Below are 14,725 nucleotides of genomic sequence, written 5' to 3'. Positions count from 1 at the left end.
GGTATTGCATATAGAGGCTACAACCCAACTGAAGAGAAATGACTGATCATGAAATTCCTGAAAAAACTCGCTTGTGCCGCAGCTGTTGCAATGACCGTCGCCGGTGGCGCTAACGCCGCTACCGTGTTGAACGACTGGGTCTTCAATCCAATCGGCGGCGGCTATGCCAGCGGCCAGCAAGTCAACGAATACCTGGACGTGAACGGCAACGCCTTCATCCAGATCAACCCGACCGGCGGCTCGAGCTTCTCGTTCGCGGAACACGCAGTGTTCAACATCGTCCAGGCTGACAGCAACAGCCAGCTGTTCCCGGTGAACTACCCAGGCGGCAATATCTCGGCAACCTTCGAAGCGACCGGTACCGGTAACTTCAGCGGCGCCTTCAGCTTCAGCGGCGGCACCATCCGCATGTACCAGAACGCGACCAACCAGTACGGCACGTCGGCTGGCATCTACGGTGCCAACCAGGGCAACATGATCGCCGAGTTCACCGTGCTGGCCGGCGGCGGCGGTCTGGTCGATGCAAGCGGCTCGCCAACCAACAACGGTCAAGTCACCGTGCTGGCCAAGGCTAGCCAGGGTTCGCTGGATTCGGGCTACTTCTTCCGTGAAAACGGCCAGGACCTGTCGACCGAGTCGATCATGGCCTTCGCCTTCACCAACGCCAACACCGTCGCTAACCCGACCAGCATCCTGGTCGACGAAGTCGCTTGCCAGTACGCCAATTTCACCGGCAACGGTTGCAACGGTTCGGCTTACGCCAACACCCCAGGCAGCTTCTTTGTCAGCAACAACGGTCAGTTCAAACTGGCTGAAGTGCCAGAGCCAGGTTCGCTGGCCCTGTTCGGCATCGCCATGCTGGGCGCTGGCGTCGTGAGCCGCAAGCGCGCCAAGAAGGCGTAATGTAGTTTGAATGTGCCGCCCTTGAAAAAGGGCGGACTCAAAAAAAGCCGGTCAGCCAAGCTGACCGGCTTTTTTTATGGCCCTGTCCCGTCCTGGCCTGTCAGCCCGCGGGCTTCCCGAACAGCTCCTCGGCGCGCCGGAACAGGATCCAAGAGGTGGCGATGTATTTGTCGCCGCTGGCCGGCACATGTCCCTTGTGCGTATGCGTGAACCCGGCCGGCGCGATGATCAGGCGTCCCTTGCGCGCTTCCACCTTGCGCCCCTGGTACAGGAATTCGGTCTCGCCGCCCTGCGCCACATCGTTCAGATAAAACTGGAACAGCAGCACCCGGTGCAGCGTCTCGCAGCTGGCGTTCTGCGGATAGACTTCCGAATGCCAGTGGTGGTAGCCGCCGGTCCCCTGCAAATACTTCTGCAGGTTGATCGGCCCGCAGCGGTACATCGACTGCAGCAGCGCGCCAAGATGCGGCCGGCCGCATTCGTCGAAGTTCTCCAGCGACAGCGCCACCGGCTGGCCGGTGCGCGGATGCGCCACCATCGGCGCCAGCGCGCCCAGCACCAGTGCGCGGTACTGGTCGATATACGCCGTCAGATGCTGTGCCACGGCAGACATCATCAGGTTGCCGACGTCATGCCATTCCTTGTGCGGGCCGATGGTCAGGTCCCAGCTGTCCTTCTTGCTGGTGTCGACGCCGTTGCCGGTGCGCCCGCGCACGACCTTGTCGCTGGCATTGAAACGGTTGATGATCGCGTCGCATTGTTCGGGCGTGAGGGCGTTGTCGTAGATGCCGATGAAGTCGTCCAAGGTCGATCCTGTTCGCTGGTGGGTTGCACTGTTGGGGTGGATTGTGCCCATCAGTGTACCGCGCTGCAGGCTGCCGTGGACGCTGGCCTTGCCTGCGCGTCGAGGACGCATGCATTTCTATCGTGCAACCCGTATTGACGAGTTTTGATACCGTATGTATCAGAACGCGGGAGGCCTCACCGAGCGGAACGGTTCTGCCAGCCTACCTGCGCGTCAATGGAGATAATCGATGAAAACGAAGTGGTCTACCATGCCGCTCGGCCTTGCGCTACTGTACGCAGGGCTGCACGCGGGAATCGCCGGCGCCGCCAACCCGGCGGCAGGCAGCGTTACCGACCGCACGACCTCGACGGCCTATACGTCCGGCCCTTTCCTGGTGCCCAACACCAGCGGACTGGCCGGCAGTGTCACCTGCAATGCCGCCTTGCCGTGCGACGACTTCACGCTGAAGGTCGACGTGCCTGCCGCGTACGCGGCGGACCACAACCTGACCGTGCGTGTGCAATGGGCCAACGCCAGCGCGGACTTCGACCTGTACGTGCTGGACGAGGCCGGCAACATCGTCGGTTCGGCCGCTTCGTCGAGCGACCCCGAGGTCGCCGTGTTGCCCGCGGTGACCGGCACCTACACCATCCGCATCGTGCCGTTCGCGCCGTTGGGCGAGAGCATCAGCGCCAGCGTCGAACTCGCAGCGAAGCCGGTCGCGCCGGCCCCCGGCAGCGGTCCGTCGCCCAGCTATACGAGCTACCAGCCGCCGGCCGCCAGCGGGCTCGGCAAGAACGCGGGCGAACCCTCGATCGGCGCCAACTGGAAGTCCGGCAAGGTGATGTTCCAGTCGAATACCCAGACCCTGCGCGTCGGCTTCGACGACAGCGTCAAGCCCGCCTCCGCCACCTGGGTGGCGAAGAGCGCCGCACCGCCGCAATGCACCGCGGTGACCGGCCTCGACCCGATCCTGTGGACCGACTCGAAGCTGGGCCGCACCATCGAATCCCAGCTGCTGGCCAATCCGGTTGTCAACAGCCTGTCCTGCTACACCGACGACGATGCCGAAACCTGGACGCCGACCCAGGGCGGCGGCGTGGGCCAGGGCGTCGACCACCAGAGCATCGGCGGCGGCGCCTATGTGCCGGGCCTGGAGCCGCTGCTGGGGAGCTATCCGCACGCCGTGTATTACTGCTCGCAGAGCCTGGTCGCGGCGACCTGCGCACGCAGCGACAACGGCGGCCTGACTTATGGTCCGTCGATGCCGGTCTATACCATCGAGCAATGCGGCGGCCTGCACGGCCACGTCAAGGTCGCGCCGGACGGCACGGTCTACCTGCCGAACAAGAGCTGCGGCGGCCAGCAGGGCCTCGCGGTCTCGGTTGACAACGGCATGACCTGGACCATCCGCAAGGTACCGAACAGCCTGGCCGGCGAGAGCGACCCGTCGGTCGGCATCGGCAGCGATGGCACCGTCTATTACGGCTACGCGAACGCCGACGGCCATCCGCGCATCGCCGTGTCGCGCGACCGCGGCCAGACCTGGACCGACGACCAGGACCTCAGCGCCCAGTTCGGCGTGCAGAACGTGACCTTCCCGGCCGTGGTGGCCGGCGACGGCGACCGCGCCGCCTTCGCCTATCTCGGCACCAAGACCGCGGGCAACTTCCAGGATGCCGCTTTCGCGGGCCTGTGGCACCTGTACGTGGCGCATACCTACGATGGCGGCAAGAGCTGGGTGACCACCGACGCCACCCCGACCGATCCGGTGCAGGCCGGCTGCATCTGGATGGGCGGCGGTTCCAACCCTTGCCGTAACCTGCTCGACTTCATGGACGCCACCGTGGACGCCGAGGGCCGCCTGCTGGTCGGTTATGCCGACGGCTGCACCCTGGCCTGCGCCACCAATCCGTCGCCTGCCGACGATCCGGCCAACGGCTACCATACCGAGCTGGCTTCGATCGCGCGCCAGGCCGACGGCCGGCGCCTGTTCGCCCGCTTCGACCAGCCCGACCTGGTGGTGACGAGCGTGCGTGCGACGCAGGTGAACTCGAAGGCCACGCTGGTGGCGACGGTCGCCAACAAGGGCAGCAGCGCGGCGTCCGGCGCCGTGGTGAAGTTCATGGAAGACACGTCCACCGTCGGCACCAGTGCGCCGGTGAGCCTGCAGCCGGGCGCCAGTGCCGACGTCAGCATCGTCTGGCCGACCACGCGCACGCGCGGCACGCACGTCGTGACTGCGGTCGCGGATCCGGCCAATGCGGTGTCCGAATCGGACGAGTCGAATAACAAGACCCAGGCCAGCGTCTACTTCAAGTAAGCCACACGCCTTCGGGCACGGCGGGCTGCATGCACGGTGTCATACCGGGCTGCAGCCCGTTTTTTTTGCGGTACGCGCCTGGCGCGCCCGCGTGCAGAACCAGACCGCGCCGCCGGTCGCGACGAACCCCGCCAGCGTCAGCGCGTTCAGGGTTTCGCCCAGCACGGCAAAGGCCATCAGCACTGTGACACCCGGGATCAGGTAAAACAGACTGGCTACCTTGCTCGCTTCGCCCTTGCGCATCAGGACGAACAGCAGGCTGCTGGCGCCGATCGAATTCACGATGGAGAGCCAGCCGGAGGCGAAGATCATCGTCGGCGTCCAGCGCACGTCGAAGCCTTCCAGGCCGAGCGAGAGCGGCAGGGCGACCAGGGTGGCGACGGCCAGCTGCACGAAGCCGCCGGTGCGCAGGTCCATCGTGGCGCAGTATTTTTTCTGGTAGAGGGTGCCGAGCGTGATGCCGGCCAGGGCCACCACGGCGGCGGCGTAGGCCCCGAGGCCCGCAGTGCCGCTACCCAGCTTGTGCCAGACCACCAGCAGCACGCCGAGCACGCCGCCCAGCATGCCGAGCCACTGTTTCATGCCGCTCCGCTCGCCCAGCATCAGGGCCGCGCCGAGGGCCGTGAACACGGGCATGGTGCCGACGATCAGCGCCGATTCGCCGGCCGATACGCCCATTTTGAGCGCCGTGTACAGCCCCGAGAACTGCAGCGCCTGGATCAGGAGGCCGACCACGACCAGGTGGCCGAATGCTTTCAGGTCCTTCGGCCAGGGTGCGCGCGAGGCCAGCGCGACCAGCAACAATAGCGCGGCGCCCAGCCCGAAGCGCAGCGTCAGCAAGGTGAACGGTGCGGCATAGGGCACGGCCAGCTTGCCGACCACATAGCCCGAACTCCACATCGCAATGAAGAGCAGGGGCAGGGCGAGGCTGCCCACATGGATGGCCGCTGGGGCCGACAGCCTGGTTGTCGTCGTCATCAAATTCTCCGGTGAGGTTGTCAGGCCAGCTTAGGCCGGACATAACAGGGATACAATCCATCAAACGAAGAACTGATTGTTTCCAAAAGCGATACGGTGAGCGAAAGAGGAGAGAAATGCAGCCACGCGATTTTTCCGATATCTGGGCTTTTGTGCGCGTCGTCGAAACCGGTTCCTTTTCCGGGGCCGCGCGCCAGATGGACACGACCAAGGCGAGTATCAGCAAGCAGGTGGCGCGCCTGGAGAAGACACTGCACGCCCGGCTCCTGAACCGGTCCACACGCAAACTGGGCCTGACCGAGGCAGGGAATGCCATCTTCCAGAACGCCCTGCGCATGCTGGAGGAAGCGCGCGCGCTCGAGGCCACGGCCGCCGGCCTGCGAGCGGGGCCAGGCGGCACCTTGCGCGTGAGCGCTTCGCTCGCCTTCGGGAACACGTATCTGGGCGGCCTGCTGCCCGACTTCATGGCGCGCTATCCGGACATCCGCGTCGTCCTGTCGATGACCGACCGCTATGTCGACCTGGTCGAGGAAAACATCGACGTCGCCCTGCGCATGGCCCCGCGCATCGACATGCTGAGCGCCGTGGCGCGGCCGATCGCCCCGATCCGCTACGTGCTTGCGGCCTCGCCCGCCTACCTCGACAAGAACGGCACGCCCGCAAGCATCGCGGAACTGGCGGCCCACCGCTGCCTGACCTTCGGCACCTCGGGCGCACCGCTGACCTGGCAGTTCGAACGCGAAGGGGTCCAGCAAAGCGTCAGGGTCGACAGCGCCATGTGCGCCAACAGCAGCCCGGCGCTGCGCCTGGCGATGCTGCGTGGCGGCGGCATCGCGCTGCTGCCGACCTATGTCGTGGGCGAGGATATCGGGAGCGGCGCTGCGCTGCGGGTGCTGCCGGAGTGGAGGCCGGTCGGCGCCTTCGGCGACCGGCTGTATGCGGTCTACCTGGAAAACCGTTTCCTGCCGCCGAAGGTGCGCGTGTTTATCGATTATCTGGTCGAGCAGATCGGCGAGCGGCCGGGGTGGGATGGGTTCCAGCCGGGGTGAAAAATGGCTTGGCCAGCGTCCCGGCCGGAGAGGTCGGCGGCGCCTCTGTTACACTGAACGGCAGCGCCCGACGAAGTGCGGGCGACCCTGTTCCTTCCGGGCATACCTGGACAATCCCGAGCGCAGCGCACCATCATTGCGGCCGTGCTCACTTTTTCATCCGTGCGCATATGTCGACCGAAACCAAACCCGTGAACCTGGCGGGTTCCGCCCTGAAGCACTCCTGCCATGCCTGCGCTTTTTTCCATACCAGGGAAGAAGAATACCGGGTGCTCCTGCCTTTCATCATGGAAGGCTTCGAACGCGGTGACCGGGCCTTCCATATCGTCCAGCCCGAGCGCCGCGCCGCGCACCTCGAGCGCCTGCGCCAGGAGGGGGTCGATACCGGGGCTGCGCAGGCGCAAGGGCAGCTCGAGGTCCTGACCTGGGACGACACCTATCTGAAGGATGGCCGTTTCGACCAGGACCGCATGATCGCTACCCTGCTCGAGATGCTCGCGCCCGGCAAGACGCCGCCGGGAACCATCTCGCGCAATGTCGCGAACATGGAGTGGGCGCTCGAAGACCGGCCCGGCGCGCACGAGATCGTCGAATACGAGGCACGGCTCAATCGCGCGCTGCCCGAACAGCATGACCCCGTGGTCTGCACCTACGACCTGTCCCAGTTCGACGCCAGCGTCGTGATCGACATCATGCGCACCCACCCGATGATCATCATTGGCGGCATTCTCCAGGAAAACCCGTTCTTCGTCCCGGCTGAGCAGATGCTTCAGGAAATCGAGGCGCGCAAGGCTGCCGGCCGCGTCCAGCCCGTCGCCGGGAGCTGACGCGTGTCGCGCATGGAGATCCCGGCAGCACACGATCCGGAAGGGGCGCGCCTGCGGCAAACCATGCGCGACCTCGTCGCCCTGTCGACCCTGCCGGCAATCTGGGGCGAGCTGGCGCCCGAGGGCGTGGTCAAGAGCCTGGCCGGTGTCCTGTTGACGACGCTCGACCTGGACCTGGCCTATGTCCGGGTCGCCGAACCCGGCGGGCACGATGCGATCGATGCCCTGCGCAGCAGGCAGGAGGCGACGGCCGATCTTGCGCTTGCGGCGCTGCGCACGGCGCTGGACGCGGCAGGACCGGGCAGCGATGCGCTGGAAGGCGTTCTCGACCCGGCCGGCGGCCAGCCGCTGCGCGTGAGCCTGGTCCAGCTCGGCATTGGCGGCGACATCGGCAGCATCGTCGCCGGTTCGCGCCGGCCCGGCTTCCCCTCCGATCACGAGCGCCTGTTGCTGGGCGTGGCGGCCAACCAGGCGGCCGTCGTCTTGCAGCGTCACCTCGCGCAGCGGGCACTGGCGCGCAGCGAGTCGCGTTTCCTCGAATTCGCCGATGCGGCGCCGGCCATGCTCTGGGTGACGGAAGCCGACGGCAGCTGTTCCTTCCTGTCGCGCGGCTGGTATGCGTTCACCGGGCAAGGCCCGGACGAGGGCCTCGGCTTCGGCTGGACCGGGGTGGTCCACCCGGACGACCGGGAGGCGGCGCGCCGCCACTTCGCGGACGCCAACGCGCAGCAGAAGGAATTCAGCCTCGAACACAGGATGCTGCATGCCGACGGCAGCTACCGCTGGGTCATCGATGCGGGCCGGCCCCGCTTTTCCGCGGCCGGCGACTTCCTCGGATTCGTCGGCAATGTCCTCGATATCAGCGACCGCAAGAAAGCGGAGCAGGCGCTGCACGCGGCGCAGGGCATGCTGTCGGCAGTGTTCGAGGCCTTGCCGGTCGGCGTTGCGGTGTCCGACCAGGAAGGCAAGGTGCGCCTGTCGAACCAGGAAATGCACCAGTACTTGCCGACCAAAGTGCTGCCCTCGTTCGACGACGTCCGCCGTGAGCGCTGGCGCGCCGTGCACCCCGATGGCCGGTCATATGCCGGCGAGGAATTCGCGGGTGCGCGCGCATTGCGCGGCGAACGGGTGGTCCCCGGTGTCGAGGCGCTCTATACCCGCGACGACGGCAGCGAGATCTGGACCCAGATCGCCGCGGTGCCGCTCGCGGGCAGCGATGGCAGGCCGGACGGCCAGGTCACGGTGGTCATGAACATCGATGCCTTCAAACGTACCGAAGCGGCGCTGCGCCTGTCCGAGGCGAACCAGCGCGCCCTGTTCGACGAAGTCGCGCGATCGAACAAGAACCTGAGCGAGTTCCTCGCCGTGCTCGCCCACGAACTGCGCAATCCGCTGGCGCCGATCCTGACCGGCCTCGAGATCATGCGCCTGCGCGCGGGCAGTGCGGACGTCGTCGTCAACGTGCGCGGGATCATCGAGCGCCAGGTCAGGCAGTTGTCGCACCTGATCGACGACCTGCTCGACATCGCCCGCGTGACCAACGGCAAACTCGAGCTCAGGAAGGAAGTGCACGACCTCAAGGGCATCGTCTCGAACGCGGTCGAGGCCAGCCTGCCGCTGATCGAAAAAGGCCGCCATGCATTCAGCCTGACGCTGCACCCCGCGCCGCTGCCGGTGAACGCGGATGCCACGCGCATCGTCCAGGTGATCGGCAACCTGCTGACGAATGCGGCGAAGTACACGCCGCAGGGCGGCACCATCAGGCTGAGCGTCGAACGCGAAGGCGGCGAAGCGCTCATCTCGGTCGTCGACAACGGGATCGGCATTCCGCCCGAATCGCTTGGGTCGGTCTTCGACATGTTCAGCCAGGTCGGTCAGAACATGGCGCACTCCCAGGGCGGCCTCGGTATCGGCCTGTCGCTCGTGCGCCAGCTGGTCACGATGCACGGCGGTTCCGTCAGCGTGGCGAGCGCGGGCGCGGGACAGGGCAGCACCTTCAGCGTGCGGCTGCCGCTGGAGCTGGCCGGCGCGCTCGCCGGCCGCGGCGACGATGGCGTACCAGCCGCTCCCGCGGCGCCGAAACTCTTCCGCATCCTGGTCACGGATGACAACGTCGATGCCGCGGCCACCCTCGCGTCGCTGCTCGGGATGTACGGTCACGATGTCCGGGTCGCGCACGATGGACCGGCCGCACTGGAGATCGCGGCGCAGTTCCGTCCCGACGTCGCCTTCCTCGACATCGGCATGCCGGGCATGAGCGGCCACGAGGTGGCGCGCGCGCTCAGGGCGATGCCCGAGCTGCATGGGAGCACCCTGGTTGCCGTGTCGGGCTGGGGCGCACAGGATGACCTGCTGCGTTCAAAGCAGGCCGGATTCGACCAGCACTTCACCAAGCCGGTTGCGCCGGCGCGGGTCAGCGAATTTTTGAGTTCGCTGCAGTAGGCGGCCGGGCCGAAAAAAAAGGGCGCTGTTCGCGTTGAGTGTGGAATCTTCTTGAACGGCTGAGGTCCAACCCGGACTTCACCCGTGAGGAGGTTCGCATGCAAGCACGCAAGTTCGAGCACTTCCTGAAGAACCTGGCCGCGCTGACCCGGCGCCAGCGCGAACGGCTGCTCGGCCTGCTGCTGCCGACGGTCAAGCGCGATCAGGCGGTGGACGTCATCGAACAGGCGGCAGCACCGCAACTTGCCTGTCCCGGTTGCGGCTCGAATCGCTTCCACAAGCACGGCCGCGCCAACGGGCTGCAACGCTTTCGTTGCCGCGCTTGCGGGCGCACCTGCAACGCGCTCACCGGTACGCCGCTGGCGCGCCTGCGCCACAAAGGGCGCTGGCTCGATTACCTGGGCGGCATGCTCGACTCGCACAGCATCCGGCGCAGCGCCGCGCAGCTCGGCGTTGCCAGCGCCACCAGCTTTCGCTGGCGCCACCGTTTTCTCGCGCTCACTCAAAACGACCGGCCCCAGCGCCTGGCCGGGATCGCCGAGGCCGACGAGATGTATGTGCTCGAATCACACAAAGGGTCCCGCTCGCTCGATCGACCTCCACGCAAGCGCGGCGGAAAGGCGACAAAACGCGGCATTTCGAACGAGCAGATGTGCATCCTGGTCGCACGCGACCGGACCGGCCAGACGCTCGACTGGGTCCCCGGCAAGGGGCCGGTAACGCGGGCGCAATTGCACGAACATCTGAAAGTGCGGCTGGAGCCGGACGTGTTGCTGGTGACGGACGCCCATGCGGCGTATCGGCATTTCGCGCGCGAAGCCGGTATCACCCATGAGGCGGTGAACTTGCAGGCAGGAATCCGGGTGCGCGGCGCGATCCACGTCCAGAATGTGAACGCCTATCACAGCCGTCTGCGCGGCTGGCTACAGCCGTTTCGCGGGGTTGCCAGCCGTTACCTCGGCAACTACCTCGGCTGGCGCTGGGCGCTCGACGGCGCTCGCGTCAAGACGCCGGAGGCTTTGCTGCGAGCGGCAATCGGCGTATTCCACACTTAACGCGAACAGCGCCAAAAAAAGCCTGTTCCCGCGAAGGGAACAGGCTTTTCAAGGAGCGCGGCGTTCAGTGGCCCATGAACGGAATCACGCCGAAGACGAGTGCCGCCGCCAGCATCACCAGCGAGGCCGAGATCGACCAGATCAGGGTGTAGCGCTGGTGGTCGCCGAACTCGACTTCCGACATGCCGACCAGCAGGTAAGTCGAGGCCACCAGTGGGCTGAGCAGGTGCACCGGCTGGCCGATGATCGAGGCGCGGCCGATTTCGGCGGCGCTGATGCCGTACACGGCGGCGGCCTTGGCCAGGATCGGCACCACGCCGAAGTAGAAGGCGTCGTTCGAGATGAAGAAGGTGAACGGGATGCTCAGCACGCCGGTGACGATGGCCATGTAGGGACCCATCCAGGCCGGAACGGCGGCGATGACGCTGGTGGCGATCGCATCGACCATCTTGGTGCCCTGCAGGATGCCGACGAAAATACCGGCGGCGAAGATCAGCGAAACGACCGGCACCACGTTGGCCGCATGTTCGGCGATGCGCTCTTTCTGGTCCTGCAGCTTCGGATAATTGATCATCAGCGCGATGGCGAAGAAGATCATGAACAGCACCGGCAGCGGCAGGGCGCCCTTGATCAGCAGGCCCATCAGGACCGCGGTCAGCGCAGCGTTCACCCAGATCAGCTTCGGACGGGCGGTGGCTGCATTCGAGGCGGCGAACTCTGCGGCGGTGCTGTGCGCCGACGCGGCGGCGCCGGCCGGGTGGGATGGCGCAGCGGCGCCGCGCTGTTCGGCGAAACCGGCACCACCGGCCGCGGCGGCGGCGCCTGCAGGCGTCAGCCACTGGCCGGTGGTGCCGTCCTTCTGGCCCGCGACGGCCATCTCGGCCAGCACCGGCTTGAGGAGGCTGTCATTGGCTGCCTGCGGTGCATTGGCCTGCGCTTCCATCTGCAGCGTGCCGATGCGATTGCGTTCGCGCTTGCCCAGCACATAAGCCACGAACAGGACCCAGCCGATGGTCACGATCATCGGCAGAATCATCGGCACGAAGATCTCGCTCACGTCCACGCCCAGCGCGCTGGCGGCGCGCGCCGTCGGGCCGCCCCATGGCAGGATGTTGAAGACGCCGCCGGCCAGCATGATCACGCAGGCCAGGACCAGGCGGCTCATGCCGAGGCGCTTGTACAGCGGCAGCATGGCCGACACCGTGATCATGTAGGTGGTGGCGCCGTCGCCGTCGAGCGAGACGAACATCGCCAGCGCTGCGGTGCCGACCACGATCTTCATCGGATCGCCTTTCACCAGCGCCAGGATGCGGCGGATGACGGGATCGAACAGGCCGGCATCGATCATGACGCCGAAATACAGGATCGCGAACATCAGCATGACGCCGGTCGGCGCCAGGTTCTTGATACCGGTGAGCATCATCGGTCCGAGTCCGGCGCCGAAGCCGCCGATCAGCCCGAAGGCAATCGGCACGACGATCAGGGCAACCAGGGCAGGCAGGCGCTTGGTCATGATCAGGAACATGAACACGACAATCATTGCATAGGCCAGGGCGGTCAACATCTTCTTTCTCCTCGGGAGTGCCGTCTTCCCCTTGCGAGGACAGGCAGGCGCTCCAAACAGTTCGTTATCACGGTTGTGTATTGCTCTTATCAGCGTGAACTATATGCGTATGGAGCTTTCAAACAGCTTTCACCGCGTTGCCAGCGCACCGCAAGAGTGCGGCCGTGCACCGTGCAGGCGTCCCGGCTATGATGGGCACCGTGAACATCCTGCGTAATCTCCTGTTGCCGATCCTGGCGCTGGGCTGCCTGCCGGCCGCCGCGGCGCATGCTGCGAACGCCGCCGACGCCGAGTGTCTGGTTCCCTCGAAACCGGGCGGCGCCATGGACCTGACCTGCAAGCTGGCCCGCAAGGCCCTGCAGGATGCGGCGGGCGGCCCCCCCTTGAAGCTGAGCTATCTCCCCGGCGGGGTCGGCGCCGTGGCCTGGCACACCCTGGTGTCGCAACGGCGCGGCGAGCCGAATACCCTGGTCGCGTTTTCAGGCGGCTCGGTGCTGAACCTGGCGCGCGGCAAGTTCGGCAAGGCCAGCGTCGACGACGTGCGCTGGGTCGCGGCCTTTGCCGCCGACTACGGCATGATCGCCGTGCCGGCCAATTCTCCCTACCGCACGCTGGGCGAGCTGTTGAAGGCGATGCGGCGCGAGCCGAAGCGGGTCCTGATCGGCATGTCCGGCACCATCGGCAGCCAGGACTGGATGAAGATGGCGCTGCTGGCGCGCCAGGCCGGCCTCGATCCGCGCAAGATGCGCTTCGTTGCGCTGGAGGGCGGCGGCGAGCAATTCATCGCCATGGAGGCGGGCTATGTCCAGGCGATTTCGGGCGACGTCTCCGAGGCCCTGCTCAACCCTGGCAAGGTGAGGGTGCTGGCCGTGTTGTCCGAACACCGCCTGCCGGGCGTGCTGGCAAACGTGCCGACCGCGCGCGAGCAGGGCTACGATGCGGTGTGGCCGGTGATTCGCGGCGTGTACATGGGGGCGGACGTGCCGGAGAAGGACTACCGGCGCTGGGTCGCCGCTTTTGCCGGCATGGAGACGCAGCCCGAGTTCGAGCGGATGCGTACGCAGGCCGGGCTATATCCGTTCGCGCTGACCGGCGATGCGCTGACCCGCTACGTGAAGCAGGCCGTCGCGAATTACGACCGGCAGGCGGAGCAGTTCAACCTGACACGGCCGCACTAGCCTCGCTCACGGCGCCAGCACGAGGCGCCGGGTCAGCCGCGGCGGCTCTTCTCCGATATGGAAGGCGAACTTGCGTTCGCGCAGGGCGACATCGGCCTGCGTGATGCGCTGGACCCGGCGCAGGTGCTCGGTCCAGGAGACGTCGACGATCTGCTCGACATATTCCCCCGGCGTGTTCAGGTCCTGCAGCAATTCCCAGCGCAGGGCGCCCTGGGCCAGGCGGCTGCGCCGGCTTTCCTGCATCACGGCGAGGAACGCGTCCGCGCGCGCCGGATCGATGCGGTAGGTAATCGCGATCACGATGCGGCCCTGCTCGGGCGTGCGCTCGGCAACCGGCACGCTGAAAGGGACACCAGGCGCCAGGTTCTCGACCTGGCCCGGGTCGCGCACCAGGCGCAGCACCACCGGCATCGCGATCGCGCCGCTCATTGCCGCGATGATCAGGCTGTTTTGCACGCTGTCGATGCTCGCCCACTGGCCCCAGGCCGCGGCGCCCAGCGCGCTCGCGCCCATCAGGGCCATCTGGTAGATCGCCATCCCGCGCGCACGGACCCAGTCGGGCAGGGCCAGCTGGATCGACACGCTCAGCGAATTCGCGGTCGTGATCCAGGCCACGCCCGACAACAGCATGGCCGCCATCGAGAGCACCAGGTGGCCGCTCAGCGCGACGGTCAGCGTCATCGCCGCATGCAGCAGGGCGCCATTGCGCACCAGCGTATCGCGCGTCATGGCCTGGCGCAGGCGCGGCAGGAACAGCACGGCGACGATGGCGCCGCTGCCCATCGAGGCCAGCAGCAGGGTGAAGGTGGCGGCGTCGCCATTCAGGTTGCGCGCCACCAGCGGCAGCAGGGCCAGCACGGCGGTCGAGTGGAAGAAGAACACGGCGATGCGCGCCAGCACCGCCTTGACGCGCGCGGACTGCAGCACGAACTGGACGCCGACCCGGATTGCGCTGCGCAGCGGTTCGCGCCCCAGAGGATTCGGCACGTGCTCGCGGCGCCAGCGCATGATCACGAAGCCGGTGGCGACCGAGAGCAGCGCGTTCAGGACGAACACGTACACCGTGCCCAGGCTGGCGATGATGGCGCCGGCGATCAGCGGACCGGCGATGCGCGAGGCGTTCATGGCGACCCCGTTCAGGGCCAGCGCCGCCGGCAGCTGGGCGCGCGTCACCAGTTCCGGCACGATGGCGGCAAACACGGGCCAGCGCATCGCCAGGCCGATGCCGTTTGTAAAAGTGAGCAGCAGCAGGAGCGGCGCCGTCATGCCGCCGGAAAGGACGGCGAGGCAGGTGGCGACCGCCACGGCGGCGACCCAGAACTGGGTCAGGATGAAATAGCGGCGCCGGTCGACGTTGTCGGCCAGTGCGCCGCTGGGCAGGCCGAGCAGGAAGACGGGCAGCGTCGACGCGGTTTGCACCAGGGCGATCCAGATCGGGTCCCTGGTGAGCGAGGTCATCATCCAGGCTGCGGCCACGTCGTTCATCCACATGCACAGGTTGGCGGCGAACCAGGCGCTCCACAGCATGCGGAAGGTGGGGTGAAGCAGGGGTGCCAGCGAGGCCGGCACGGAAGGCGCCGGAGTCGGGGAATCGGGAGACGCGGAAGCGGGCATGGGCA

11 protein-coding genes are annotated in these 14,725 nt (G+C 66.7%); 7 read left to right on the top strand and 4 right to left on the bottom strand.

Annotated elements, in window-relative coordinates:
• Positions 1-48 precede the first annotated feature (48 nt).
• Positions 49-903 carry a flocculation-associated PEP-CTERM protein PepA gene (pepA, locus tag LPB04_RS01730; RefSeq protein WP_193687097.1) on the top strand — a complete coding sequence of 285 codons (855 nt, stop codon included), beginning with the start codon at positions 49-51 and terminating at the stop codon, positions 901-903.
• A 100-nt stretch (positions 904-1,003) separates the two neighbouring features.
• On the opposite strand, the gene LPB04_RS01725 is transcribed toward pepA, so the two are convergent.
• Positions 1,004-1,708 (bottom strand): 2OG-Fe(II) oxygenase, encoded by a 705-nt coding sequence (locus tag LPB04_RS01725; RefSeq protein ID WP_193687096.1) that lies wholly within the window; start codon positions 1,706-1,708, stop codon positions 1,004-1,006.
• 229 nt (positions 1,709-1,937) lie between these two features.
• On the opposite strand from LPB04_RS01725, the gene LPB04_RS01720 reads away from it, so the two are divergent.
• On the top strand, positions 1,938-4,013 hold the full coding sequence (locus tag LPB04_RS01720; protein ID WP_193687095.1) for a CARDB domain-containing protein: 2,076 nt from the start codon (positions 1,938-1,940) through the stop codon (positions 4,011-4,013).
• A gap of 39 nt (positions 4,014-4,052) precedes the next feature.
• Here LPB04_RS01720 and LPB04_RS01715 read toward each other — a convergent pair whose 3' ends face one another.
• Complete coding sequence (locus LPB04_RS01715) at positions 4,053-4,991, bottom strand: DMT family transporter (protein ID WP_193687094.1); 939 nt, start codon at positions 4,989-4,991, stop codon at positions 4,053-4,055.
• A 116-nt stretch (positions 4,992-5,107) separates the two neighbouring features.
• Here LPB04_RS01715 and LPB04_RS01710 point away from each other — a divergent pair, with 116 nt between their 5' ends.
• The 4 genes from LPB04_RS01710 (at position 5,108) to LPB04_RS01695 (ending at position 10,364) form a co-directional block, all read left to right on the top strand.
• A complete protein-coding gene (locus tag LPB04_RS01710; RefSeq protein WP_193687093.1) occupies positions 5,108-6,040 on the top strand; it encodes a LysR family transcriptional regulator in 933 nt (310 codons plus the stop codon).
• 170 nt (positions 6,041-6,210) lie between these two features.
• Positions 6,211-6,867, top strand: a complete 657-nt coding sequence (locus LPB04_RS01705) for an MEDS domain-containing protein (RefSeq protein WP_193687092.1) — start codon at positions 6,211-6,213, stop codon at positions 6,865-6,867.
• A gap of 12 nt (positions 6,868-6,879) precedes the next feature.
• A complete protein-coding gene (locus LPB04_RS01700; protein WP_227496723.1) occupies positions 6,880-9,309 on the top strand; it encodes a hybrid sensor histidine kinase/response regulator in 2,430 nt (809 codons plus the stop codon).
• A 98-nt stretch (positions 9,310-9,407) separates the two neighbouring features.
• The gene (locus LPB04_RS01695; RefSeq protein WP_193687090.1) at positions 9,408-10,364 is read left to right on the top strand and encodes an IS1595 family transposase; all 957 of its coding nucleotides are present in this window, start codon (positions 9,408-9,410) and stop codon (positions 10,362-10,364) included.
• A gap of 64 nt (positions 10,365-10,428) precedes the next feature.
• On the opposite strand, the gene LPB04_RS01690 is transcribed toward LPB04_RS01695, so the two are convergent.
• Positions 10,429-11,928: a CitMHS family transporter gene (locus LPB04_RS01690; protein ID WP_193687089.1), complete on the bottom strand. Its 1,500-nt coding sequence runs from the start codon at positions 11,926-11,928 to the stop codon at positions 10,429-10,431.
• Between the two features lie 191 nt (positions 11,929-12,119).
• Here LPB04_RS01690 and LPB04_RS01685 point away from each other — a divergent pair, with 191 nt between their 5' ends.
• Positions 12,120-13,106, top strand: a complete 987-nt coding sequence (locus LPB04_RS01685; protein ID WP_193688826.1) for a tripartite tricarboxylate transporter substrate binding protein — start codon at positions 12,120-12,122, stop codon at positions 13,104-13,106.
• Positions 13,107-13,112: 6 nt separating this feature from the next.
• Here LPB04_RS01685 and LPB04_RS01680 read toward each other — a convergent pair whose 3' ends face one another.
• On the bottom strand, positions 13,113-14,720 hold the full coding sequence (locus tag LPB04_RS01680; protein ID WP_193687088.1) for an MFS transporter: 1,608 nt from the start codon (positions 14,718-14,720) through the stop codon (positions 13,113-13,115).
• Positions 14,721-14,725: the final 5 nt, after the last annotated feature.

The organism is Massilia litorea (assembly GCF_015101885.1).
Taxonomy (GTDB): Bacteria; Pseudomonadota; Gammaproteobacteria; order Burkholderiales; family Burkholderiaceae_D; genus Telluria; species Telluria litorea.
Note: the sequence above shows the minus strand (reverse complement) of the source record. Positions and strands in the feature narration are given on the sequence as shown.